The following is a 23660-nucleotide window of genomic DNA, read 5'->3' on the forward strand; positions in this document are numbered from 1 at the left end:
ACCACACCACAGGGGCGGCACGATTCGGCAATTTCAACCAATCAATAAAACAATCGGTATCAACAAACTTGGCACACTATTGAGTTCTCAAACAACAGACACACCCGGCACCACCACAACCCCATCAAGGGCCGCGACTCGCTCCGGAGCAACTTTTCAAACTTACCCGCGCACTTCGCCCTAGTCAAATCAGCGTCTCGATCCAGTTGGCCGTGGCCTTCGTGGTCTTCTCAGCGGATCAACTCCGGGGAGCAGCGCGGAAATAAACTGTACCACCACTCGGCCGCGGTGACAAAGCGGGGCCCCGGAGCACTCCCCCGGACACCCGAAAGGCCCGGAACCGCGACGGTTCCGGGCCTTTCATAGAAGTGTTACTCGGCGGCCTTGAAGTAGGCCGCACCCAGCGGCGGCAGCGTGACCGTCAGCGAGGCAGGCTGCCCGTCGATGCCATCCCCGGTCGCGGTCAGCGGCCCGCCGTTGGTGACGCCCGATCCTCCATACGCGTCGGCGTCGGTGTTCAGCACTTCACGCCACTGTCCCGCAGCGGGGACGCCCAGGCGGAAGTCGTGGTGCGGGGCGCCGGAGAAGTTCAGCGCCACCACCAGCGGGTTGCCGTCAGCGTCGCGCCGGATGAAGCTCAGGACGTTGCGGTCAGCGTCCCCCCCGTTGATCCACTGGAACCCCTCCGGATCGTTGTCCCGCTCGTAGAGGGCCGGCGTCGAACTGTAGAGCTCGTTCAAGTCCTTGGTGAGCAGCTGCACGCCACGGTGGGCGGGGATGTCCGCCAGCCACCAGTCCAGCCCGTACTGCTCCGACCACTCGGCCTCCTGGCCGAACTCGGTGCCCATGAAGATCAGCTGCTTGCCCGGGTGCGCCCACTGGTAGCCCAGGAACGCGCGTAGGTTGGCCAGCTGCTGCCAGCGGTCGCCGGGCATCTTCCGCAGCATCGAACCCTTGCCGTGGACAACCTCGTCATGGCTGATCGGCAACAGGAAGTTCTCCGTGTAGGCGTAAACCATGGAGAAGGTGATGGTGCCGTGGTGCCACTTGCGGTTGTACGGGTCCTCCGCCATGTACTTCAGGGAGTCGTGCATCCAGCCCATGTTCCACTTGAGCCCGAAGCCCAGGCCGCCCTGGTCCGTGGGGGCAGTGACGCCCGGGAATGCGGTGGACTCTTCGGCGATCATGACCGCGCCGGGGTGGGTCTTGTAGACCGTGGCGTTGGCTTCCTGCAGGAAGGAGATCGCCTCAAGGTTTTCGCGGCCGCCGAAGCGGTTGGGCTGCCACTGACCCTCCTTGCGGGAGTAGTCCAGGTAGAGCATGGAGGCGACGGCGTCCACCCGGAGTCCGTCAATGTGGAACTCATCCAGCCAGTACAGCGCGTTCGCGACCAGGAAGTTGCGGACCTCGCTGCGGCCGAAATCAAAGATCAGGGTGCCCCAGTCCGGGTGCTCGCCGAGGTTCGGGTCCGAGTGCTCGTACAGCGGCTCACCGTCGAACTTCGCCAGCGCCCAGGCGTCCTTGGGGAAGTGGGCCGGGACCCAGTCCAGCAGCACGCCGATGCCCGCCTGGTGCAGTTCGTCCACCAGGTGCCGGAACTCGTCCGGGTGCCCGAAGCGGGAGGTCGGCGCGAAGTAGGACGTGACCTGGTACCCCCAGGAGCCGCCGAACGGGTGCTCGGCGACGGGCATGAACTCCACGTGCGTGAAGCCGAGCCACTTCACGTACTCCACGAGTTCCTTGGCCAGTTGGCGGTAGTCCAGGCCGACGCGCCAGGACCCGAGGTGCACCTCGTATACGCTCATCGGCGCGTTGTGCGGATCGCGGGCGGCGCGGGCCTTCATCCACTCCTCGTCCTTGAAGACGTAGGACGGTTCGACCACACGTGATGCGGTCAGCGGCGGCACCTCGGTGCCGAACGCCAGCGGGTCGGCCTTCTCCACCCAGTGCCCGTGCCGGGTCTTGATCTCAAACTTGTAGCACGCCCCTGCCATAACGCCGGGGATGAAGATCTCCCATACCCCGGAGGAGCCGAGCGAGCGCATCGAGTTCTCGCGTCCGTCCCAGCCGTTGAAGTCGCCCTTGACGCGCACGGCCTGGGCGTTGGGAGCCCAGACAGCGAAGGAGACACCGTCGACGTCGCCGAGGGAGGACTTGTAGTGCTGGACGTGGGCGCCGAGAGCGTCCCAGAGCCGTTCGTGCCGGCCTTCCCCGATCAGGTGCAGGTCGATTTCACCCACGGTGGGCAGGTAACGGTAGGGCTCGTCGGTGCGGACCGCGTCCTGGTCCTCGTAGCGGACCTCCAGCCGGTAATCCGGGACGTGGCCGGCATCGAGCGGCTCGAGGACGGCCACCCACACACCCCCGGCCTCGTGCGTCATGGGCGTCGTGCCGGCGGACGTCACCACCGAAACGGATTCGGCCATGTGCTTCACGGTTCGGATGGTGACGTGGCCGTAGTCGTCGAGGTGGGCGCCGAGGACGGAGTGCGGGGCGTGATGCTCCCCCGCGGCCACCCGGGCGAGGGTGTCCGCGTCGACGGGGAGCGGCGCTCCGGGCCGTTCGGTACGTGCTGAGCCAGTCATGTTCTTACCTTCCGCTGCGGCTTCGACGGGGGCGCCGGAGCCAGTACTGCCAAGGAGACGACGGGATGCATTCACCGGGATGGCGAGCCAGTCGGGCCTGTTTCGTAGTTCGTAAACAACTTCGTAGAGCGCCTTGTCCAGCCAAAGGGCGGTGAACAAGGGAGAGTCACGGTCGATGGTGCCGGGGGTGACCTCGGCGTAGCCGGCGAGGAACGCCGAGGCGCAGTCGTCCACCCACTCTTCGGGGACTGCGGCGCCGTCGTCCTCGCGAGCGGCCGCGCCGGCGGCGTAGTCGAAGGAGCGCAGCATGCCGACGACGTCGCGCAGCGGCACGTCCGGGAAATTCCGTTCGGAGACGGGCCGCAGGGGCTCGCCCTCGAAGTCGAGGATCGCCCAGCGGGCGGGCTGGCCGGCGGCGACGGGGACCTGGAGGATCTGGCCGAGGTGAAGGTCCCCGTGGATCCGCTGCAGCTGCCCCGCGCTGGTCCCGGCGAGCCGGGCCAGCAGGGACTGCAGGGCCTCGTCGAAGGGTCCGACGGCGGTGCCCGCCTCGGCCCAGGACTGGCGGACCCGCTGGGCGACGCCGGGGGCAATGTCGCCGCCCGGGACGGCCTCTGCCGCCGTGCCGAGCGCCTCGGCGAGGCGGCGGTGGACGGTGGCCGTAGCGACGCCGAGGGCGTGCGCCTCGGCGGTGAAATCGGTTCCGGTGCGGGCCGCGTCGACGGCGAGCCGCCACGCATCCAGGCCGCCGGCGAGGAATTCGTGGGCGACGGCCAGTTCGGCGCGGGCAGCCCGGCCGCCGGCCGCATCCGGAACCGTCCCGTCCGTAACCGCCCCGTCCGTAACGGCCCACTCACCGGTCACCCAGCCGAGGGTGGCGGGGACCTCGGCGGTCTGTCCCGCGGTCAGGGCGGCGCCGATTTCGACCTCGGGGTTCTGCCCCTCGGAGAGGACGCGGAAGAACTTCAGGATCGCGGCGGCGGTGCCGTCGTCGACGATTACCGAGCTGTTGGACTGTTCACCGGAGAGCACCCGGACCTTGCCGGTAGCGTGCGGCAGCCGGTGGTCCGAGTCGACCAGCTCGCCGGTGGCCGACCCGTCCGCGGTGGCGCCGCGGGAGCGCATCAGCTCCAGCCACGCGGCGATGAACGCCGCGTCGTGGACTCCGTCGTACACCCAGCCGCCCGGCGTGCCGCCGTCTTCCTGGATCTCGCCGAGCAGCGCCGCCCCTGCACCGGCCAGCGGCAGGGCGCGGAAGCTCAGCGGGACCTGGACGACGTCGGTCCGGTCGCCGTCCGCCGTCGGGTAGGTCACGGCCAGCAGCAGGACCTTGAACCGGGCACCGCCGTCTCCCGCCGGCGTACCCGGGGAGGGTGCGGCCGGGACGGGCGCTTCGAGGGTCACGCTGCCCACCGGGTCGAAGCTGAAGTGCGCGCTCTTGACCGGGAACCAGCGCTGGCGCGGCAGCCAGCTGCGCAGCAGCGCGTCCAGGGCGGGGGAAAGGGTGGGTCGGGTCATGTCAGCCTTCGATGGACAGGATAGGCATCGCCTGGGTGTGGGGCGATGCCGGGTTGGAGGCGGCCGAGCGGACCCGCAGCCAGAAGAAATCGTGGCTGCCCAGGGTCAGGGTCAGGGTCCCGTCCTCGGCGATGCCGGGGAACGCCTGACCGCCGAAGACGTCCCGCAGGCCGCGGCCGGCCAGTTGCGGGACCCGCAGCGACGTGGCCACCGGGTGCTGGGAAAGGTTGAAGACGCAGAGGATGGTTTCCGGGTCCTCACCGGCGGCGTTCCCGGCCGGGAGCTCCCTCAGGTAGGCCAGGACGACGTCGTGGTCCGCCTCGACGTGCTTGAAGGACCCAAGCCCGAACGCCGGGTGGTTCTTGCGCACGCTGAGGATCTGCCGGGTCCAGCGCAGCAGCGACCCGGAGTGCGCGGCCTCGGCCTCGACGTTGGCCATGCTGTAGTTGTAGACCAGCGACTGGATCACCGGAAGGTAGAGCTTGCCCGGGTCCGCGTTGGAGAAGCCCGCGTTGCGGTCCGGGTTCCACTGCATCGGGGTGCGGACGGCGTCGCGGTCCTCAAGCCAGATGTTGTCGCCCATGCCGATCTCGTCGCCGTAGTACAGGAAGGGGCTGCCCGGCAGGGACAGCAGCAGCGCGTTGATCAGCTCGATCTCGGACCGGGAGTTGTCCAGCAGCGGTGCGAGCCGGCGCCGGATGCCGATGTTGGCCCGCATGCGCGGATCCGGCGCGTACCAGCCAAGCATGGCGGCGCGCTCGTCGGAGGTGACCATTTCCAGGGTCAGCTCGTCGTGGTTGCGCAGGAACGTGCCCCACTGGGCGCCTTCCGGGATGGCCGGGGTGTCCCGCATGGTCTCGATGATCGGCGCGGCCTTCTGGTCGCGCAGCGCGTAGTAGAGGCGCGGCATGATCGGGAAGTGGAACGCCATGTGGCACTCCGGCTCCTCCTCGGTGCCGAAGTACTCCACGACCTCCGCCGGCGGCTGGTTGGCCTCGGCGATGATGACGCGGCCGGGGTAGCTCTCGTCCACCATTTTCCGCAGCTGGCGGAGGAACTCGTGGGTGGCCGGAAGGTTCTCGCAGTTGGTGCCTTCCTCCTCGAAGAGGTAGGGGATGGCGTCGGCCCGGAAGCCGTCGATGCCCTGGTCCAGCCAGAAACGGACGACGTCGAACACGGCGTCGATGACCTTGGGGTTCTCGAAGTTCAGGTCCGGCTGGTGGCTGAAGAACCGGTGCCAGAAGAACTGACGGCGGATCGGGTCGAAGGTCCAGTTGGATTCCTCGGTGTCCACGAAGATGATGCGGGCGTCCTGGTACTTCTCGTCCGTGTCGCTCCAGACGTAGAAGTCACCGAAGGGCCCGTCCGGGTCCTTGCGGGACTCCTGGAACCAGGGGTGCTGGTCCGAGGTGTGGTTCAGGGGCAGGTCGATGATGACGCGGACGCCGCGGGCGTGGGCCTCGGCGACCAGGCGCTTGAAGTCGCTGATGGTGCCGAATTCGTCCAGCACGGAGTTGTAGTCCGAGATGTCGTAGCCGCCGTCGCGCAGCGGGGACTGGAAGAACGGGGGCAGCCAGAGGCAGTCCACACCCAGCCACTGCAGGTAGTCGAGCTTCTCGATCAGGCCATGGAAGTCGCCGGAGCCGTCCCCGTTCCCGTCGGCGAAACCGCGGACCAGCACCTCGTAGAAAACCGCCTTGCGGTACCAGTGGGGGTCGTGCTGCAGGCCGGGGGCGTTCAGTTCAAAGGTCCCCTTGGGCGTGAAGTGCTGGCTGGGGTTGCTCGGACTAAAGCTCACGGGCGGGACCTCCGGACGTTGAGGATGTGGGCGGGTTCGACGTGGGGGTCGAGGCGGACGTAGTTGTACTCGCCCCACTCCCAGCTCTCACCGGAGATCAGGTCCTCGACGACGTAGCCGCCGTTGTGGGTCAGGTCCTCCGGGTCCAGTTCCAGGGCTGCGCGGTCAATGGTGACCGTGCTTTCGCGGGGGCTGTGCGGGTCCACGTTGACCACAACGATCAGGGTGTCCTTGGCGCCGTCCGGCAGCGTCTTGTGCTTGGAGTAGACCACCGTGGAGCTGTCCGTGCTGGCGTGCAGGGTCAGGTTCTGCAGGTCCCCCAGCGCCGGGTGGGCGTGGCGGATGGCGTTCAGGCGGGTCAGGTACGGGGCCAGGGTACGGCCGGATTCCGTGGCCGCGTCCCAGTCACGGGCCTTGTACTCGAACTTCTCATTGTCGATGTACTCCTCGGCGCCGGGCCGGGCCACGTGCTCGTAGAGCTCGTAGCCGGCGTAGACGCCCCAGAGCGGGCTAGCGGTCGAGGCCAGCGCGGCCCGGATTTTGAAGGCCGCCGGTCCGCCGAACTGCAGATATTCGGTCAGGATGTCCGGGGTGTTGACGAAGAAGTTCGGCCGGAAATACGCCGGGGATTCGTGGCTGATTTCCTGGAAGTACTTCTCCAGTTCTTCCTTGGTATTCCGCCAGGTGAAGTAGGAGTAGGACTGCTGGAATCCGGCCCGGCCGAGGGCGTGCATCATGGCCGGGCGGGTGAACGCCTCGGCCAGGAAGACGACGTCGGGGTTCTTTTTGTTGACCTTGGCAATCAGCCATTCCCAGAACCACACCGGCTTGGTGTGCGGGTTATCCACACGGAAAATCTTCACACCGTGGCTGATCCACAGTTGAACCACGCGGAGGATTTCGTTGGACAGCCCGGCGGGATCGTTGTCGAAATTCAGCGGGAAAATATCCTGGTATTTCTTTGGCGGGTTTTCGGCGTAGGCGATGCTGCCGTCCACCCGGGTGGTGAACCATTCGGGATGGCTCTTGACCCAGGGGTGGTCCGGGGCGGCCTGCAGGGCCAGGTCGAGCGCGACCTCCAGGCCCAGTTCGCCGGCGCGGGTCACGAAGGCATCGAAGTCCTCGAAGCTGCCCAGGTCCGGGTGGATGGCGTCGTGGCCGCCCTCCGCCGCGCCGATCGCCCAGGGGGAGCCGGGGTCGTGCGGTCCGGCAATGAGGGTATTGTTCGGTCCCTTGCGGTGCTGGGTGCCGATCGGGTGGATCGGGGGCATGTAAATCACGTCGAAGCCCATGGCGGCGACGGCGTCGAGTCGCTCCGCGGCGGTGCGGAAGGTGCCGGAGGTCCATTCGCCGGTCTCGTGGTTGCGGACGGCGCCCTCGGAGCGGGGGAAGAATTCGTACCAGGCGCCTCGGCCGGCGAGTTCGCGCTCCACCAGCAGCGGGTAGGGTTCGGAGACGGTGACGAGTTCACGGATGGGCTGGCGTCCGACGACGGCGGCCACGTCCGCGCCAAAGCCCGCGCCGAGGCGCTCCTCCGGGGTCCGGGAGGCGTCGGCGAGGCCGGCGGCGGCGATCCGGAGGGTGCGGCGGTCCGCTGACGGACGGCTGGGATCCTCGGACGCCTCGGTCAGGAGCGCCGCGCCCTCGGCAAGCATGAGCTCGACGTCGATCCCGGCGTCGACCTTGACCTCGGCGTTGTGGTGCCACGTGCCGTAGCGGTCGTGCCAGGCCTCGATCACGTAGGACCACTTGCCGGTTGCGCTGGGGGTCAGCAGGCCCTCCCAGAGATCCGTGCCCTTGCCGCGGTCGCCCCGCGGGGGCTCGAGGCGGATCCGCTGGCGTTCCTTGCCGCGCGGGTCCAGCAGGACCGCGCTGACGCCGAGCATGTCGTGTCCCTCGCGGAACGCGGTCGCGGCGACGACGATGCTCTCGCCGACGGTGGCCTTCGCGGGGAATTTACCGCCCTCGACCGAGGGCTGGACGTTGGTGATCGGAAACCTGCCGAATTTCAACCCATCGGTGATCAGGGCCTTCGGCTTTTGCTTGGATACGGCGCTGGTTCGGGAGTTAGTCGTCACAGGCTCGACGTTATCTACAAATCGCACAGAATGCTAAGGCTGCTCCGTTTTTTGGGGTCATCCGAAGCGCCATCCGACATTTACCGGAAAGAAACCCGGAACTGTTCCGGGGTCCGAAGTTCTCGGTTAGTGTTTCGCAGGTGAAGGCTATCCGGAGATTTACCGTCAGAACCGTTCTTCCCGAACCGATCCGGCCCTTGGCGCGGCTGGCCACCAACCTTCGCTGGTCGTGGCACCTGCCCACCCGCGAATTGTTCGAACAGCTGAACCCGGCCATCTGGGCCGAGAGCGCCCAGGACCCGGTGACGTTCCTGGGTCTGGTCAGCCGGGAGGAGCTGCAGCGCCTCGCCGCGGACCAGGATGTGGTGCGCCGCGTACACGAGGCCGCGGCGGACCTGGACCAGTACCTTGAGCAGCCCCGCTGGTACCAGAGCCTGGGCGAGGACGCGCCCCGCTGCATCGCCTACTTCTCCCCCGAGTTCGGCATCACCGAGGTCCTGCCGCAGTACTCCGGCGGCCTCGGCATCCTCGCCGGCGACCACCTGAAGGCCGCCTCCGACCTCGGGGTTCCGCTGATCGGCGTCGGCCTGCTCTACCAGGCCGGGTACTTCAAGCAGTCCCTCTCCCGCGACGCCTGGCAGCAGGAGACCTACCCCGTGCTGGACCCGGACGGGCTGCCCCTGACGCTGCTGCGCGAGGCCTCCCCGGACGGCAACGGCCGGCCGGTGGAAATCTCCCTGCCACTCCCCCACGGCCGCCGGCTCCTGGCGCACGTCTGGCGCGCCGACGTCGGCCGCGTGCCGCTCCTGCTACTAGATTCGAACGTGGCCGGCAACGACGACGCCGCCCGCGGCATCACGGACCGGCTCTACGGCGGCGGCGGCGACCACCGCCTGCAGCAGGAACTCCTGCTGGGCATGGGCGGGGTAAAGGCGCTGCGCGCCTACCAGCGGCTCACCGGCGCACCCGCCCCGGAGGTCTTCCACACCAATGAAGGCCATGCCGGCTTCCTCGGCGTCGAACGGATCCAGGAACTCATGTCCGGGGACACCGCCCTGGGTTGGGACGAGGCGCTGACCGCCGGGCGCGCCTCCACCGTCTTCACCACCCACACGCCGGTTCCCGCCGGCATCGACCGGTTTGAGATCTCCCAAATCGAGCACTTCTTCTCCGCGGGCCTGGCCCCGGACGTCCCGATGGATAAGATCCTGGACCTGGGCCGGGAGGACTTCACCGACGGCAACCCCTTCGTCTTCAACATGGCCGTCATGGGCCTGCGCCTGGCCCAACGGGCCAACGGCGTCGCCAAGCTGCACGGCGTGGTCTCGCGCGGGATGTTCTCCGCGCTCTGGCCGGGCTTCGACCACTCGGAAGTACCGATCACCTCGGTGACCAACGGCGTCCACGTCCCCACCTGGGTGGATCCGCGTGTCTCCCAGCTCGCCCGTGACCGGTTCGGGGCCGACGCCGAGTCCGAGGGCCGCTGGGACCTCGCCTACAACGTCAGCGACGAAGAGCTCTGGGCGCTGCGCCGGGAGATGCGGGTCTCCCTGGTGGAGGACGTCCGTCGCCGACTCCGCGCGGCGTGGAAGAAGCGCGGCGCGGCCGACGCCGAGCTGTCCTGGACCGATTCCGTCCTCGACCCGGATGTCCTCACGGTCGGCTTCGCCCGCCGCGTTCCGACCTACAAGCGGCTCACCCTGATGCTCCGCGATCCCGCGCGGCTCAAGGCGCTCCTGCTGCACGAGACCCATCCCATCCAGCTGGTCATCGCCGGCAAGTCGCACCCTGCGGACGACGCGGGCAAGAAGATGATCCAGGACCTGGTCCGGTTCACCGACGACCCCGCGGTCCGGCACCGGATCGTGTTCCTGCCCAACTACGACATCGCGATGGCCCGTACGCTCTTCCCCGGCTGCGACGTCTGGCTGAACAACCCGCTGCGCCCGCTCGAGGCCTGCGGCACCTCCGGGATGAAGGCGGCCATCAACGGCTCCCTGAACCTCTCGGTGCTGGACGGCTGGTGGGATGAGATGTACGACGGCGAGAACGGCTGGGCGATCCCCACCGCCAACAACGACGCGTCTCCCGAGGAACGCGACGACATCGAGGCGGCCGCCCTGTACGAGCTGCTCGAGACCCAGGTGGCGCCGAAGTTCTACGGCCTCACGGTCTCCGATGGCGCCGGCGCGGCCGGCCCATCCCAGTCCGGGCCGCAGGCGGTTCCCACCCACTGGGTGTCCATGATCAAGCACACCATGACCCACCTGGGACCGGCGGTGTCCGCGGAGCGGATGCTCAAGGACTACGTCAACGTCCTGTACCGGCCCGCCGCGCTGGCCGGCCGCCAGGCGTCCGCGCACGGTTACGCCGAGGCGAAGTCGCTGGCCGCGTGGTGCTCCACGGTCCGCGCCGCGTGGCCGCAGATCCAGGTGGAGCACGTGGACTCCGTCGGCGTCTCCGAGGACCCGCAGATCGGCGATGACCTTCAGGTCAACGCCTACATCGCGCTGCACGACCTGCCGCCGGAGGACGTCGCCGTGGAGGTGGCCTACGGCCGCGCCGAGGACAGCGACGAACTGACGGACGTCACGGTGGTGGAGTTGACCTCCGTGGAGGACCTGGGCAAGGGCCGCTACCTGTTCAGCGGCACCCTGGTGATCGACCGCTCCGGTTCCTTCGGCTACACCATCCGGGTGCTGCCCAAGCACGCCGGCCTGGCGTCGAAGGCCGAACTCGGACTCATCGTCAACGCCTGACCTGCGAAGGCTCTCCCGTTGGAGACGGGCCTGACGCGGAGGAGAGCTAGCGGCCAGTCACAGGCAGACGGTGATGACCTTGAGGTCCTTGCCGGCGTAGCTTTCGGCGTCCTGAAGGATTTCGCAGATGACGCCGAAGGCCCGGTCGGCGCGGAAGGCGGCGGGGACCTGCCAGATGACTGTGACCGGGCCGTGGCCGTCGTCGCCCGCGGCGTCGGCGAAGTCGTGCAGGGAATCGTTGAGGGCGTCGAGGTTCACACCGTAGTGCTCGGGGAAATCCAGCACCTCGCCGAAGGCGGCGAGGACCTCTTTCTTCGTGTTGGCGGCGGGTACGATCAGGGTCCGGCGGCCGGCGTCGCGGACCTGCGCCTGCAGCTCCTCGGGTGTCCAGGTGTCTGCGGAATAGATCTTCATGGGTCCCTACTTGCCTTCGGCGATGAATGAAAACGATGAATAGTGGTCCGCGGTGTAGTACTTCTCCCCCGCGTCTCCGGCGATGATCCGCCGTGCGCCGCGGTCCGACTCGCCGGGCGTGGGAACCGTGAACTCCCGGTAGTAGCCCGAGGGCTTCTGCGGCAGCACCCGCTCGAAGTTGCCGAAGGTGATGTTGTCCCTGCTGTACGGGTAGGGCCCGCCGCGCGCGATCAACACCAGGACCTGCCGCGCCTCGGCCGGCAACTCCGAGGCCTTGACCTCGGGCAGCCGGGACGGGTTCGCGACACCGGTGCCCGTGGGCCGCGCTGCCGCCGGCCCTCCGGAGGGCTTGGGGCTGGCAGAGACGCCGGCGCTGGCAGCGGCACTGGTTTGGGCCGGCGACGTTGCACTGCCCGGGGAGTCGCCCGTCCGCGGAATCCCGGCGACCACCACCACGAGCACCGCCAGGGTCAGGAGCGCCCCGATCAGGGTGCTGAGGCGTTTGGTGGTCATCTCCGGTTCCCCCTAGATGCGGTAGATGCTGATGCTGTTCGCCTGGACCACGTCGCGTTCACCGGAGGCGATCCGGACGCCCTGCCGGCGGTCGTGCCACTCCGAGGTGGTGAGCCGCAGCTCGTAGATCCGGTGACCGGTGCCGTCGTCGTGCGGGACGGGCGGCAGGGTGACCTTGACGTCGTCGGCACCGCCGTTGACCACCACCAGGCCCACCACGCGGCCGACGTCGGAACCCACCAGCAGCTGAACCACCCGGTGGGCGGGGTCCTGCCAGCGTTCGGCGGACATCTGCCGGCCGTCGACGTCGAACCAGTGGAAGTAGGACTGCCGCTCCCGGGCAGGGTAGTCGTGCGGCTGGCCGGCGAGGAACTCCTTGCGCAGCCGGATGACGCGTTTGGTGCTGCGCAGCATCGAGTGCGATTCGGGGGTGCTGGTCCAGTCGATCCAGGTCAGCGGGTTGTCCTGGCAGTAGGCGTTGTTGTTGCCCTGCTGGGTGCGGCCCACCTCGTCGCCGGCGGTGATCATCGGTACGCCCTGCGAGATCATCAGCGAGGCCATCAGGTTGCGGCTGCTTTGGGCGCGCTTGGCCAGAATGGCCTCGTCCTCGGTGGGGCCCTCGAAGCCGTGGTTATAGCTGCGGTTGTCACCGTGGCCGTCCCGGTTCTGCTCGCCGTTGGCCTCGTTGTGCTTGCGGTCGTAGGAGACCAGGTCCGCAAGGGTGAACCCGTCGTGCGCGGTGATGAGGTTGACCGAGGCCAGCCGGTTCCGGCCGGAGCCTGCGAAGAGCGCCGCGGAGCCGGAGAGGGCATCGGCCAGCTTCGCCACGGAGCCGCCGTGGCCGCCGGACTCGATGGCGGCCCGGTCCGCCAGCCAGAAGCTGCGGACGGCGTCGCGGAAGTGGTCGTTCCAGTCGACCCAGCCGGGCGGGAACTTGCCGGTCTGCCAGCCGCCGTAGCCCACATCCCAGGGTTCGGCGATCAGCTTGGTCTCGGAGAGGACCGGATCGGCGGCGACGGCCACCAGGAACGGGTGCCGCGGGTCGAACTCGTTGGCCGCGTTCCGGCAGAGCGTGACCGCGAGGTCGAAGCGGAAGCCGTCGACGTGGAATTCGTTGACCCAGTAGCGCAGGGAGTCGAGGACCAGCTGCACCACCCGGGGCTCACCGAAGTTCAGGGAGTTGCCGCAGCCGGTGGTGTCCACGTAGCGGCCCTGGCCGTCGTGGCGGTAGTACTGCAGCTCGCCCAGGCCCCGGAAGCTGAGCGTGCGCCCGTCCGGACCGGCCTCGGCGGTGTGGTTGTAGACGACGTCGAGGATCACCTCGAGGCCGGCCGCGTGGAGCAGCTTGACCATGCCCTTGAACTCGTCCTGCACCGCCTGCGGCCCGGCGTCGCGGGCGGCCTGGGTGGCGTAGTCCGGGTGCGGGGCGAAGAAGGCGGCCGTGTTGTAGCCCCAGTAGTTGGTCAGGCCGAGGTTCTGCAGGTGGGCCTCGTCCAGGTGGAAGTGGACCGGCAGGAGCTGGACAGCCGTGACGCCCAAGGAGACCAGGTGCTCGACCATGGCCGGGTGCGCCATGCCGGCATAGGTGCCCTGCAGGTGCTCCGGCATGTCCGGGTGGAGCATGGTCTGCCCGCGCACGTGCGCCTCATAGATGATGGTGTCGCGCCACGGCGTGGCCGGGGCACGGTCCACGCCCCAGTCGAAGTCGCCGGACATCCGGACATTGGTGATCAGCTTCTCCCGCTGGTCCACGGCGCGGCCATACGGATCGAGCAACAGCGGCTGCACGCCGTCGTCGTCGAAATCCTGGGTGGGAACCGGAACGGGCAGGGCCTCAGCCTCCGGCGCCGCCCGCAGCCCGTAGCGGGAGCCGACCGGCAGCCCCTCGACGATGCCGTGGTGCACGCCGGCGGTGACGTTCGGCAGTGCCTTGACCTGCCAGCCGCGGCCTGGGGCTTGGTAAACCACCTCGAGGGTGGCGACGGCGGGGGCATAGACGGCCACGTTCACCGAGGAGCCGCGCGGATCGTCGGTCTCCGGGGAACCGGTGCGCGGCACGCTTAGTCCCAGCGGAAGCGGCCGTGAGGCATCCACGGTCGTTGCGGAATCTACAAAGGACTTGACCATTGGTCATAGCTTAGCCGGGGCCGCCTCCCGCACCCTCTCCGCGCGGTCGGGTTACGACGGAACTCTGGAACGTCCGGGCGCGGCATACTGGAGGCAGGCACCGAACTGGAGGTAACCGTGCGGATAGCATTGGCGCAAATCATCACCGGCCGCGATCTGGACCGGAACCTTGACCTTGTCCGGGAGTATGCCGCGCGGGCCAAGGCAGGCGGCGCGGACCTGGTGGTCTTCCCGGAGGCCACCATGCGGGCCTTCGGCAACTCGCTGGTGGACATCGCCGAACCGCTGGATGGCCCGTGGGCCTCGGCCGTCCGGGCCATCGCCGCGGAGCAGGACCTGGTGGTGGTGGCCGGCATGTTCACGCCGGGTGCGGCCAAGGACGGCTCCCCCCGCGTCCGGAACACCCTGCTCGCCACCGGGCCGGGCGTTGCCGCCAGCTACGACAAGATCCACCTCTTCGACGCCTTCGGCTTCGCCGAGTCCGACACGGTGGAGGCGGGTACGGAGCCGGTGACGTTCGACGTCGGCGGCGTCACCGTGGGCCTCGCCACCTGCTACGACGTGCGTTTCCCGGACCTGTTCACGGAGCTCTCCGACCGCGGCGCCGTCGTGACCCTGGTCAGCGCTTCCTGGGGCAGCGGGCCGGGCAAGGCTGAGCAGTGGACCTTGTTGGCACGGGCCCGCGCCGCCGACTCGACCAGCTTCGTGGTGGCCTGCGGTCAGGCCGACCCGGCCAGCGCCGGACTCGAGGTCCGGGGCACCGCCCCCACCGGCGTCGGGCATTCCCTGGTCGCCTCCCCCTTCGGCGAGGCGATCGCCGAACTCGGCGCGGAACCGGACCTGCTGTTCGTGGACCTGGACCCCGCCGAGGTCGACGCCGCCCGTAAGAGCCTCCCGGTCCTCGCCAACCGCCACCGCTTCTAGCCGACGCTCCCTCACGTCCGGCGCCTTAAACCACAACGCTCCCTCACCTGAGGTGAGGGAGCGTCCGCGGTGAGCTTTACTTGGCGGCGCGCTGGCGGGAGATCTCGTAGAGCGAGATGCCGACGGCCATCGAGGCATTGAGCGACTCCATCGCGGAGTCGATCGGGATCGAGACGATCTGGTCGCAGTTCTCGCGGACCAGGCGGCTCAGGCCCTTGCCCTCGGAGCCGACCACGATGCAGACCGGTTCCTTCGCCAGCGCCAGGTCCGGCAGCGAGACGTCCCCGTCGCCGTCCAGGCCGAGGACGAAGATGCCCATGTTCTTGAACGCCTTCAGCGTGCTGTTGAGGTTGGCGGCGCGGGCCACCGGGACGCGGACCGCTGCGCCGGCGCTGGTCTTCCAGGCCGAGGCGGTGACGCCGACGGACCGGCGCTCGGGAACGATCACGCCGTGGCCGCTGAACGCGGAGACGGAGCGGATGATCGCGCCGAGGTTGCGGGGGTCGGTGATGCCGTCGAGGGCGACGAAGAGCGGGGCGTTGGCGATGTGGCCCTTCTTCCACGCCTCGACGGTTTCCTCGGCCAGCTCGTAAGCGTCCTGGTACTCGTACGGCGGGATCTGCAGGACCAGGCCTTGGTGGATCGCGTCGTCGGTCATCCGGTCAAGCTCGGGCTTGCCGGTTTCCAGCAGCGGAATGCCGCGCTCAGCCGCGATCTTCAGGGATTCCTTGACCCGGTCGTCCATCTCGATGCGGATGGCCACGTGCAGGGCCTTGGCGGGGATGCCGGCGCGGAGCGCCTCGACCACGGAGTTGCGGCCGGTGACGACTTCCTCGGTGGCGCGGCCCTTGGGGCCGGAGCGGGCGCCGGCGCTGCGGGCTCCGGTGCCGCGCTTGGCGGCGGAGCGTTCCGCGAGCTGCTTGTTCTTGTGGGCCTTGTGGTAGACCCGGTCCTCCGCCTTGGGAGTGGGGCCCTTGCCTTCGAGGGCCTTACGGCCATGGCCGCCGGTCCCGACGGTGGGACCCTTCTTCTGTTTGACCGAGCGGCGACCGTTATTGGCCATGAGTTTCACCCTTTGAAGTACGCGAATCGTTGATAAGTCTGGACTCCAGTCTACTGACTCGGGTTAAATCCTCGACCGCGCGGGTGCGGCGGCCCACCCGGCCGCCGGGGCTCAGCCGCGCTTGAGGCTCCACGTAGCGCCGTCCGCGCCGTCCTCAACGACGACGCCGGCCGCGGCCAGGGTGTCCCGGATGGCGTCAGAGGCGGGCCAGTCCTTCGCCGCCCGCGCCTGCGCCCGGGCTGCCAACTGCGCCTCCACCAGCACGCCGAGCGCGGTGGTGGCCTGGCCGTCCACGGCGGGGGCAGCAGTGTCGTTCAGGCCGAGGACCCGCAGCATGTCGTGGACCTGGTGCAGGGCCTGGCGGGCATCTTCTGTCCGGCCGTCGGTCAGCGCGGTGTTGCCGGCCCGGACGGTGTCGTGCAGGACGGCGAGGGCCTGCGGGACGTTGAGGTCGTCGTCCATGGCGCGTTCGAACGCCTCGGGGACGGCGCCGTAGGTGGAGAAGCTGTAGTTCCCGCCGTCGGACAGGGCCCGCACGGCGCGGCTGATGAACCCGTCGATGCGTTCGACGGCGGCGGCGGCTTCCTGCAGCGAAGTCGGCTGGTAGTCCAGCACGGAGCGGTACTGGGCCTGGCCGAGGTAGTAGCGGACCACCCGCGGCGGGGCGATTTCGAGCATCTCGGCCGGGCTGATGGTGTTGCCGATCGACTTGGACATCTTCTCGCCGGCATAGGTGACCATGCCGTTATGCATCCAGAAGTTCGCGAAGCCGTGGCCGGCCGCCTGGGACTGGGCCATCTCGTTCTCGTGGTGCGGGAAGCGCAAGTCCAGGCCTCCGCCGTGAATGTCGAACTCGGTGCCGAGGTATTTGGTGACCATCGCGGAGCACTCGAGGTGCCAGCCCGGCCGTCCGGCGCCCCACGGGGAGGCCCAGCTCGCCGTCGTCGGCTCGCCGTCCTTGTGGCCCTTCCAGAGCGCGAAGTCCCGGGGGTCCTTTTTCCCGCGCGGGTCGGCGTCGGGGGCGCCCTGCATGTCATCGATCTTCTGCCGGGTCAGGGATCCGTAGGCGGACCAGGAGCGGACATCGAAGTAGACGTCGCCGGAGTCATCGAGCGCCGGGTAGGCGTGGCCGCGGTCGATCAGCAGCTGGATCAGTGCGTGCATCTCGGGGATGTGGCCCGTGGCACGGGGCTCGTAGGTGGGCCTGGAGACGCCCAGGGTGTCGTACGCCTTACGGAATTCCTGCTCGTAGCGGTAGGCCAGCGCCCACCATTCCTCTTCGCGGACGGTGCCGTCGCCCTCGTCGACGCCGGGCGCGAACGACTCGGCGGACTTGGCGAGGATCTTGTCGTCGATGTCCGTGACATTGCGGACCGTGGTGACCCTGAAGCCGCGGTACTGCAGCCAGCGGGTGAGCTGGTCGAAGGCGATCGCCGAGCGGATGTGACCGACGTGCGGCATGCCCTGCACCGTGGCGCCGCAGTAGTAGAGGCTTACCTTCCCCGGAACCAGGGGGACGAAGTCCCGGACTTCGGCGGATGCAGTGTCATAGAAGCGCAGTGTCACCGGTCCAGACTAGCCGATGCGGGGTTGCCGCCGGCCGGTCGGTTACTTGCAGTGCTGGCCGATCTGGTCCATGTTCTGGCGCAGCTGGTTGAGCTGGTCCGTGGTCTGGACTCCGGTGGAGCTGCCCGCGACCTGCTTCATGACGTCGGCCATCTTCTGGATGGGGTCGGCCACCTCGGGGGCCACCTTGTCCGCGACCTCCTGGTAGTGCTTGCTGATCTGCCCGGCCTTCTCTTTGTCGGTGCCCGTGGGCACGAAGGTGTCCGTGTTCAGGAACTTGCAGCTCTCGTCCACGCTCATGCGCGACGGCGTGGGGCTGGCGGCAGGCGGGGTGGATCCGGCGCACCCGGCCAGCAGCAGTCCTGTGGCGAGGACGACGGCGGGGGCTAGCTTTTTCACGGGAAACTCCTGACGTTCCGGGCGGGGTTGTCCGTTAAGCCTAGGCCAGATCGGCGCCGCCGGCGGCGTCGGCCGGATAGACCAGGGCGGTGGCGGTGGCCGCGATGCCCTCGCCGCGACCGGTGAAGCCGAGGCCGTCGCTGGTGGTGGCGGTGACGCTGACGGGTGCTCCGGCGGCCTCGCTGAGCACCCGCTGGGACTCCTCCCTGCGCGGGCCGAACTTGGGCCGGTTCGCGACGAACTGCACGGCGATGTTGCCGATCTCCCAGCCCGCGGCGCGGACGATCCGGGCGGCCGCGGACAGCAGGGTGACGCCGGAGGCTCCGGCGTATTCGGGCCGGTCTGTGCCGAAGTGGGTGCCGAGGTCGCCGATGCCGCAGGCGGAGAACAGGGCGTCGGCCGCCGCATGGGCCACCGGGTCGCCGTCGGAGTGGCCGGCCAGCCCGCGCTCACCCTCCCAGTGGAGGCCGCCGAGCCAGAGCGGCTGTGGCGCCTCGTCCGGGGCGTAGGCGTGGACGTCGATGCCGATACCGGTGCGCGGGAGCAGGGGTCGTTGCTTCGGGTCCATGGTCAGCCCTCGACCCAGCGGGCGCCGAGCGGACCCTCGAGCAGGCCCCCGGCGAGGATCAGGTCCAGCGGGGTGGTGATCTTCAGCGACTGGCTGGCGCCGCGGACCGCGTGGACGGGAACGCCCAGCAGTTCCACCAGCATGGCGTCGTCGGTGACGGCGGCCGCCTGGGCTTCGTCGAGTCCTTCCGCGGATTCGTGGGCCCGGCGGAGGGTGTCGAGGCTGAAGCCCTGTGGGGTCTGGACGGCACGCAGCGCCTCACGGGGTGCGGTGCCGGTGACCAGTTCCGGGGCGATGTCCGCATCCGGGCCGGTGGTCCGGGCGACGGTCTTCACCGTGTCCACCACGGGCAGGACGGGGATGACGGCCTGCGCTCCGGCGGCCAGGGCCTCGGCCACCCGGTGGAAGACGGCCTCCGGTGCCAGGGCGCGGGCGGCGTCGTGCACCAGGACGGACCGCGTGTCCGGGTGCAGGGCGGCCAAGGCGGCGCGCACCGAATCAGCGCGACTGGCGCCGCCGTCGACGGCCGTGATCTCGGGGGCCTCCGACGCGTCCCCGCCGCCGTTGCGCAGTTCCTCGGCGAACGCCTCACACTGCGCGGCCAGCTCCCGGTCTCCGGGCGGGAGCGCGACGCAGATCTGCCGGGCGACCCCGGCGGCGGCGACCCCGCGGAGGGCGTGGATGAGGATGCTGTCCCCGCCCAGGGGAACCTTGGCCTTGGGCATCCCGTAACCCAGCCGCTGGCCGGATCCGGCGGCCACGAGGATGACCGCCGTGACGGGGGCGGCCGATGGAGTAGTCATGCGGTCAAGCCTACGTCCCGACGCGTGGGCGGGCCGGTTTTGGGCAAAAAGAAGCCCCGGCGGCCTGACGCCACCGGGGTTCGATTCTTAGTTAGGAAGCCAAAACCTCGTCGAGAACGCTTGCAGCCTTCTCTTCGTCGGTCTTCTCAGCCAGAGCCAGTTCTGAGATCAGAATCTGGCGGGCCTTGGCCAGCATGCGCTTCTCCCCTGCGGAGAGACCCCGGTCGTGGTCGCGGCGCCACAGGTCGCGGACGACCTCGGCTACCTTGATCACGTCACCGGAAGCAAGCTTTTCCAGGTTTGCCTTGTAACGACGCGACCAGTTGGTGGGCTCTTCAGTGAACTCGGCACGAAGCACGTCGAACACGTGCTCCAGGCCTTCCTTGCCCACTACGTCGCGGACCCCAACAAGGTCAACGTTTTCTGCTGGAACTTCAATGGTCAGATCACCCTGAGCCACCTTGAGCTTGAGATACATTTTCTCTTCGCCCTTGACAGTGCGCATCTTGATCTCTTCAATTTTTGCTGCACCGTGGTGAGGGTAAACTACTGTCTCGCCGACCTCAAAAACCATGTGGACATTCCCCTTTCCCGCAGACCAGTTTATCACGATTAAGGCATACGACTGGCATGGATCGGGCGGGGAAACCGCGAGATTCCGCGGAAAATGGGCCTAATCGGCGGCCCAAACCCCTTGACGGATGCGGATAATAGTGCATCACGCGGGCCGCGCCAAGGTGCTTCAAGAGGCCGCCAACGACGACGGCGGGGACGCCGGGGCCCGCTGCCCGGCTCCCTTCATAGCGTCACCGGGGCGGCATAGGAATCCTCGTTTGGGCCCTGTTGCCGATAGGCTATGGCTGAATACTGTTTCAAGACTCTCAAGGAGTGCGTGACGTGCGTTTCACTGCGATGACCCCGGGCCGGCGCGGCAAGCTGGCAATGGCAACGGCGGCACTTGGCATTGGCCTGCTGTCCGTCTCCGGCTGCGGCTACATCAACCCCCAGCAGACCTCCTTCCAGTACTCCGCCTCCGACGGAACCCGGACGGACCTCGGCCCGGTGCAGCTGCGCAACATGATGATCGTCTCCGATGGTGAGAACAAGCCCGGCCGCGTCCTCGGCGCCGTCTACAACACCTCGTCCAACGACGTCACGCTGACCATCAATGGCGCCAGCGGCTCGCAGACCCAGGTCCCGGTCAAGAAGAACTCCTACGTCCTGCTCAACGACAGCACCGACTCGGCAACCCTGAGCACCACCGGCGGAAAGCCCGGTTCGCTGGTGGAGGTCACCATCTCCGAGAGCGCCACGAACATGAAGGCCAAGTTCAACATGCCGGTGCTGGACGGCACGATCACGGATTACAAGAAGTACATCCCGACCCCGACCCCGACGGCCACCGCCTCGAGCTCGGCGTCCAGCTCGGCCTCGCCGTCGTCGTCGGCCTCGGCACCGGCGTCCGCGACGCCGTCCCCGACGGCCAGCCGCTAACCGGCACCCAGGCACCACGAACACAAAGGAGCGGCACCCTAGGCGGGGTGCCGCTCCTTTGTTCTGCCGGCCGAATCACTACCGGGCCGGCTGTCAGCAGTCGCTTTGCGTTTAGGGCTCGAACTTGTAGCCCAGGCCGCGGACGGTGATCAGGTGCCGCGGCGCGGAGGGGTCCGGCTCGATCTTGCTGCGCAGCCGCTTGACGTGCACGTCGAGGGTCTTGGTGTCGCCGACGTAGTCCGATCCCCAGACCCGGTCGATCAGCTGCCCGCGGGTCAGGACGCGGCCGGAGTTGCGCAGCAGCATCTCCAGCAGTTCGAACTCCTTCAGCGGCAGCGAGACCTGCTCGCCCTGGACGCTGACGACGTGCCGTTCGACGTCCATCCGGACCGGGCCCGCCTGGACGGTGCTGGAAACCAGTTCCTCCGGTTCGCCGTGCCGGCGCAGCACGGCCCGGACGCGGGCGACGAGCTCGCGGGAGGAGTAGGGCTTGGTGACGTAGTCGTCGGCACCAAGTTCCAGGCCCACCACCTTGTCGATCTCGGCGTCCTTGGCGGTCAGCATGATGACCGGGACCGAGGAACGCTGCCGCAGCTGCCGGCAGACCTCCGTGCCGGACTGTCCGGGCAGCTGCAGGTCCAGGAGGACCAGGTCTGCGCCGTTGCGGTCGAACTCGGTGATTGCATCGAGGCCGTTGTCCACGACCTCCACCTCGAACCCTTCCTTCCCCAGGAGGAAGGACAGCGGGTCGCTGAAGGACTCCTCGTCCTCGACAATAAGAATCCGGCTCAAGCGCTAGCTCCTTGTTCATGGACGCCGGCGGCGTCGCGTCGTTCGGGTCGTTCGCTGTGGGGTGCCCGGCGCGGATCGTCGGCGGGGGCGTCCTGGCCTTCCATCTCCGGCAGCCGGAGGGTGAAGGTGGAACCTTGGCCCGGCTGGGACCAGAGCGTGACCTCGCCGCCGTGGTTGGCCATGACGTGCTTGACGATGCTCAGGCCCAGCCCGGTGCCCCCGGTGTGGCGGGAGCGCGCGGAGTCCACCCGGTAGAAGCGCTCGAACACGCGCTCCTGGTCCTCCGGGCTCAGGCCCTCGCCCTGGTCCGTCACGGACACGGACACCAGGCCGTCGCGGGAGCGGACCCCGACGCCGACGCGGGTGTTCTCCGGCGAGTAGCGGATGGCGTTGTCGATCAGGTTGCGGAGGGCCGTGACGAGGAGGTCCTGGTCGCCGTAGACCATCGCATCTGTCCGACCACCGACCACGATGTCGATGTTCTTGCTCTCGGCCGGCAGCTGGGAGCGGTCCACGGCCTCGGCGACGACGGTGTTGATGTCCACCGGATGTGCGGCCTGGGCGACGTTGGCGCCCTGCAGGCGAGAGAGTTCGATGATGTCCTGCACCAGGGCGGCAAGACGGGTGGACTCCTTGTGCATCCGCTTGGCGAAGCGGCGGACCGCTTCCTCGTCATCCGGGGAAGCCTCCAGCGCCTCGGCCAGCAGCGAGATGGCCCCGACGGGGGTCTTCAGCTCGTGCGAGACGTTGGCGACGAAGTCGTTGCGGATCTCCTCGGTGCGGGTGATCTCGGTGCGGTCATCGGCCAGGAGCAGGATGTATTCCTCACCGAGCATGGCTGCGCGGACCTGGACGATCAGGGTCCCCTGGCCGAGCGGGCCGCGGGGCAGTTCGAGCTGCTTCTCGAGGATCACGCCGTCGCGGCGGACCTTGGCGGTCAGCTCAAGCAGCTGCTGGTGGACCACGGTGTGACCGCGGACCAGGCCATAGGCATAGGCGGCGGGACTGGCCCGGACGACGCCGTCGATCGCGTCCACCACCACAAACGCCCGGCCCAGGACGGCCAGGACCTCGGCGGCGCCCTCGGGCAGGGAGGGTTCGTCGGTCTCGACGTCGCTGATCCGGCGCTGCTGTTCGCTGAGGCGGAACGCGAGCACGCCGAAGACGCCGAGCGCCAGGCCGATGAGGCCGGCGATCACACCGATGAGCATTGGATCCACGGCTCCAGCTTATGCGGTGCGTGGGCGGCTCAATCGAAAACGTGTGCGGTTCCGGGGCTGGTTCAGCTAACGTTCATCTAGTGGGGCGCAACAGTTCACCGACGAGTGGCAGGGTGGTAGGTTGAACGCCGCTACGGCGAAACCAGACGTTGCCGGCCCAGCGGCCGTCCGCGACGTCGACGAGGAAAGGACGCCCCGTGCGTAAGGTTTTTCAGGAAGAGCTCGCCCAGGTCGGTGAACAGCTCGTTGAGATTTCCAAGCTGGTCAGCGAGGCCTTCGAGAAGGCCACCACCGCTTTCGAGGGCGCCGACGTCGACCTCGCCGAGGATGTCATCGCCGCCGATGCCCGCATCGACTTCCTGCAGAACAGCCTCGACGAACGCGCCATCGACATCCTGGCCCTGCAGGGCCCGGTGGCAAGCGACCTGCGCATGATCGTCGGCTCGCTGCGGATGAGCGCATCGCTGGAGCGCATGGGAGACCTGGCCCGGCACATCGCCCAGCTGGCCCGCCTCCGCTACCCGGCCAACGTCATCCCCGCACAGCTGCAGGACACGTTCCGGGAGTTCGCCAAGGCGGACCTCGAGATCGCGGAGAAGCTGACCATCCTGCTGGAGACCCGCGATCTGGAGGTGGCCCGGGACATCCTGAAGGCCAACACCACCGTCAACGATCTGCACCTGTCCGTGTTCAAGGCGATCGCCCGCGGCGACTGGGCCGAGTCCGCCGCCACCACCGTGGACGTGGCCCTGGCCAGCCGCTACTTCGAGCGCTTCGCCGACCACGGCGTGTCCGTGGCACAGAAGGTGACCTACCTGGTCACCGGCGCCTGGCACCCGAACAGCATCGAGCACAGCTAGTACCGGCAGTACCGCCAGTACCGCTGGAGAAACAAACGACGGCGGCCGGCCACCTTGGGCGGTTTCTAGTGGTCGTTGCAACACTGCTGGTGGCTAGGTAGCTAGTAGTAAATCACGCAGACGCTCGGCCGGGGTATCCCAGCCGAGCGTTTTGCGTGGGCGGCCGTTGAGTTCCTGGG

18 protein-coding genes are annotated in these 23660 nt (G+C 68.3%); 4 read left to right on the forward strand and 14 right to left on the reverse strand.

The annotated features are described in order from the left end of the window. Positions 1–371: 371 nt before the first annotated feature. From QWJ39_RS16135 to QWJ39_RS16145, 3 genes are read right to left on the reverse strand one after another with little or no spacing between them, the layout of a single operon-like run. Entirely contained in the window at positions 372–4103 is a 3732-nt protein-coding gene (locus tag QWJ39_RS16135; protein WP_290258911.1) for a 1,4-alpha-glucan branching enzyme, read from the reverse strand. A gap of 1 nt (position 4104) precedes the next feature. Next, entirely contained in the window at positions 4105–5901 is a 1797-nt protein-coding gene (gene treS, locus QWJ39_RS16140; protein ID WP_290258912.1) for a maltose alpha-D-glucosyltransferase, read from the reverse strand. Then, complete coding sequence (locus tag QWJ39_RS16145; RefSeq protein ID WP_290258913.1) at positions 5898–7979, reverse strand: alpha-1,4-glucan--maltose-1-phosphate maltosyltransferase; 2082 nt, start codon at positions 7977–7979, stop codon at positions 5898–5900. The genes treS and QWJ39_RS16145 overlap by 4 nt, the downstream gene beginning before the upstream one ends. 140 nt (positions 7980–8119) lie before the next feature. Here QWJ39_RS16145 and glgP point away from each other — a divergent pair, with 140 nt between their 5' ends. Next, positions 8120–10738, forward strand: a complete 2619-nt coding sequence (gene glgP, locus QWJ39_RS16150) for an alpha-glucan family phosphorylase (protein ID WP_290258914.1) — start codon at positions 8120–8122, stop codon at positions 10736–10738. 57 nt (positions 10739–10795) lie between these two features. On the opposite strand, the gene QWJ39_RS16155 is transcribed toward glgP, so the two are convergent. Genes QWJ39_RS16155 through glgX form a run of 3 tightly spaced genes read right to left on the reverse strand, consistent with a single transcriptional unit; the run spans position 10796 to position 13792 of the window. Then, a complete protein-coding gene (locus QWJ39_RS16155; RefSeq protein WP_290258915.1) occupies positions 10796–11152 on the reverse strand; it encodes a barstar family protein in 357 nt (118 codons plus the stop codon). Positions 11153–11158: 6 nt separating this feature from the next. Continuing rightward, positions 11159–11665: a ribonuclease domain-containing protein gene (locus QWJ39_RS16160; protein WP_290258916.1), complete on the reverse strand. Its 507-nt coding sequence runs from the start codon at positions 11663–11665 to the stop codon at positions 11159–11161. Positions 11666–11677: 12 nt separating this feature from the next. Further along, a complete protein-coding gene (gene glgX, locus QWJ39_RS16165; protein WP_290258917.1) occupies positions 11678–13792 on the reverse strand; it encodes a glycogen debranching protein GlgX in 2115 nt (704 codons plus the stop codon). A gap of 117 nt (positions 13793–13909) precedes the next feature. On the opposite strand from glgX, the gene QWJ39_RS16170 reads away from it, so the two are divergent. After that, positions 13910–14716 carry a carbon-nitrogen hydrolase family protein gene (locus QWJ39_RS16170; RefSeq protein WP_290258918.1) on the forward strand — a complete coding sequence of 269 codons (807 nt, stop codon included), beginning with the start codon at positions 13910–13912 and terminating at the stop codon, positions 14714–14716. Positions 14717–14792: 76 nt separating this feature from the next. Here the strand turns inward: QWJ39_RS16170 and rlmB are convergent, their stop codons facing one another. The 6 genes from rlmB to QWJ39_RS16200 form a co-directional block, all read right to left on the reverse strand. Continuing rightward, entirely contained in the window at positions 14793–15779 is a 987-nt protein-coding gene (rlmB, locus tag QWJ39_RS16175) for a 23S rRNA (guanosine(2251)-2'-O)-methyltransferase RlmB (RefSeq protein ID WP_290258919.1), read from the reverse strand. Positions 15780–15890: 111 nt separating this feature from the next. Beyond that, the gene (gene cysS / locus QWJ39_RS16180) at positions 15891–17345 is read right to left on the reverse strand and encodes a cysteine--tRNA ligase (RefSeq protein ID WP_290258920.1); all 1455 of its coding nucleotides are present in this window, start codon (positions 17343–17345) and stop codon (positions 15891–15893) included. A 42-nt stretch (positions 17346–17387) separates the two neighbouring features. Further along, a complete protein-coding gene (locus QWJ39_RS16185) occupies positions 17388–17744 on the reverse strand; it encodes a hypothetical protein (protein ID WP_290258921.1) in 357 nt (118 codons plus the stop codon). Positions 17745–17784: 40 nt separating this feature from the next. Next, positions 17785–18312, reverse strand: a complete 528-nt coding sequence (gene ispF, locus QWJ39_RS16190) for a 2-C-methyl-D-erythritol 2,4-cyclodiphosphate synthase (protein ID WP_290258922.1) — start codon at positions 18310–18312, stop codon at positions 17785–17787. A 2-nt stretch (positions 18313–18314) separates the two neighbouring features. Beyond that, positions 18315–19115, reverse strand: coding sequence for a 2-C-methyl-D-erythritol 4-phosphate cytidylyltransferase (ispD, locus tag QWJ39_RS16195; RefSeq protein WP_290258923.1), 801 nt, complete (start codon positions 19113–19115; stop codon positions 18315–18317). A gap of 91 nt (positions 19116–19206) precedes the next feature. Continuing rightward, positions 19207–19689, reverse strand: coding sequence for a CarD family transcriptional regulator (locus QWJ39_RS16200; RefSeq protein ID WP_026266570.1), 483 nt, complete (start codon positions 19687–19689; stop codon positions 19207–19209). A 338-nt stretch (positions 19690–20027) separates the two neighbouring features. Between QWJ39_RS16200 and QWJ39_RS16205 the strand changes: the two genes are divergently transcribed. After that, positions 20028–20609, forward strand: coding sequence for a hypothetical protein (locus QWJ39_RS16205; protein WP_290258928.1), 582 nt, complete (start codon positions 20028–20030; stop codon positions 20607–20609). Positions 20610–20720: 111 nt separating this feature from the next. Here the strand turns inward: QWJ39_RS16205 and QWJ39_RS16210 are convergent, their stop codons facing one another. Then, positions 20721–21401 (reverse strand): response regulator transcription factor, encoded by a 681-nt coding sequence (locus tag QWJ39_RS16210; RefSeq protein ID WP_290258926.1) that lies wholly within the window; start codon positions 21399–21401, stop codon positions 20721–20723. Further along, entirely contained in the window at positions 21398–22612 is a 1215-nt protein-coding gene (locus tag QWJ39_RS16215; protein ID WP_290258929.1) for an ATP-binding protein, read from the reverse strand. Before QWJ39_RS16215 ends, QWJ39_RS16210 begins: the two co-directional genes overlap by 4 nt. A 206-nt stretch (positions 22613–22818) precedes the next feature. On the opposite strand from QWJ39_RS16215, the gene phoU reads away from it, so the two are divergent. Further along, positions 22819–23481: a phosphate signaling complex protein PhoU gene (phoU, locus tag QWJ39_RS16220; RefSeq protein ID WP_290258927.1), complete on the forward strand. Its 663-nt coding sequence runs from the start codon at positions 22819–22821 to the stop codon at positions 23479–23481. Positions 23482–23660: the final 179 nt, after the last annotated feature.

Source organism: Arthrobacter sp. YD4 (assembly GCF_030410515.1).
GTDB lineage: Bacteria > Actinomycetota > Actinomycetes > Actinomycetales > Micrococcaceae > Arthrobacter.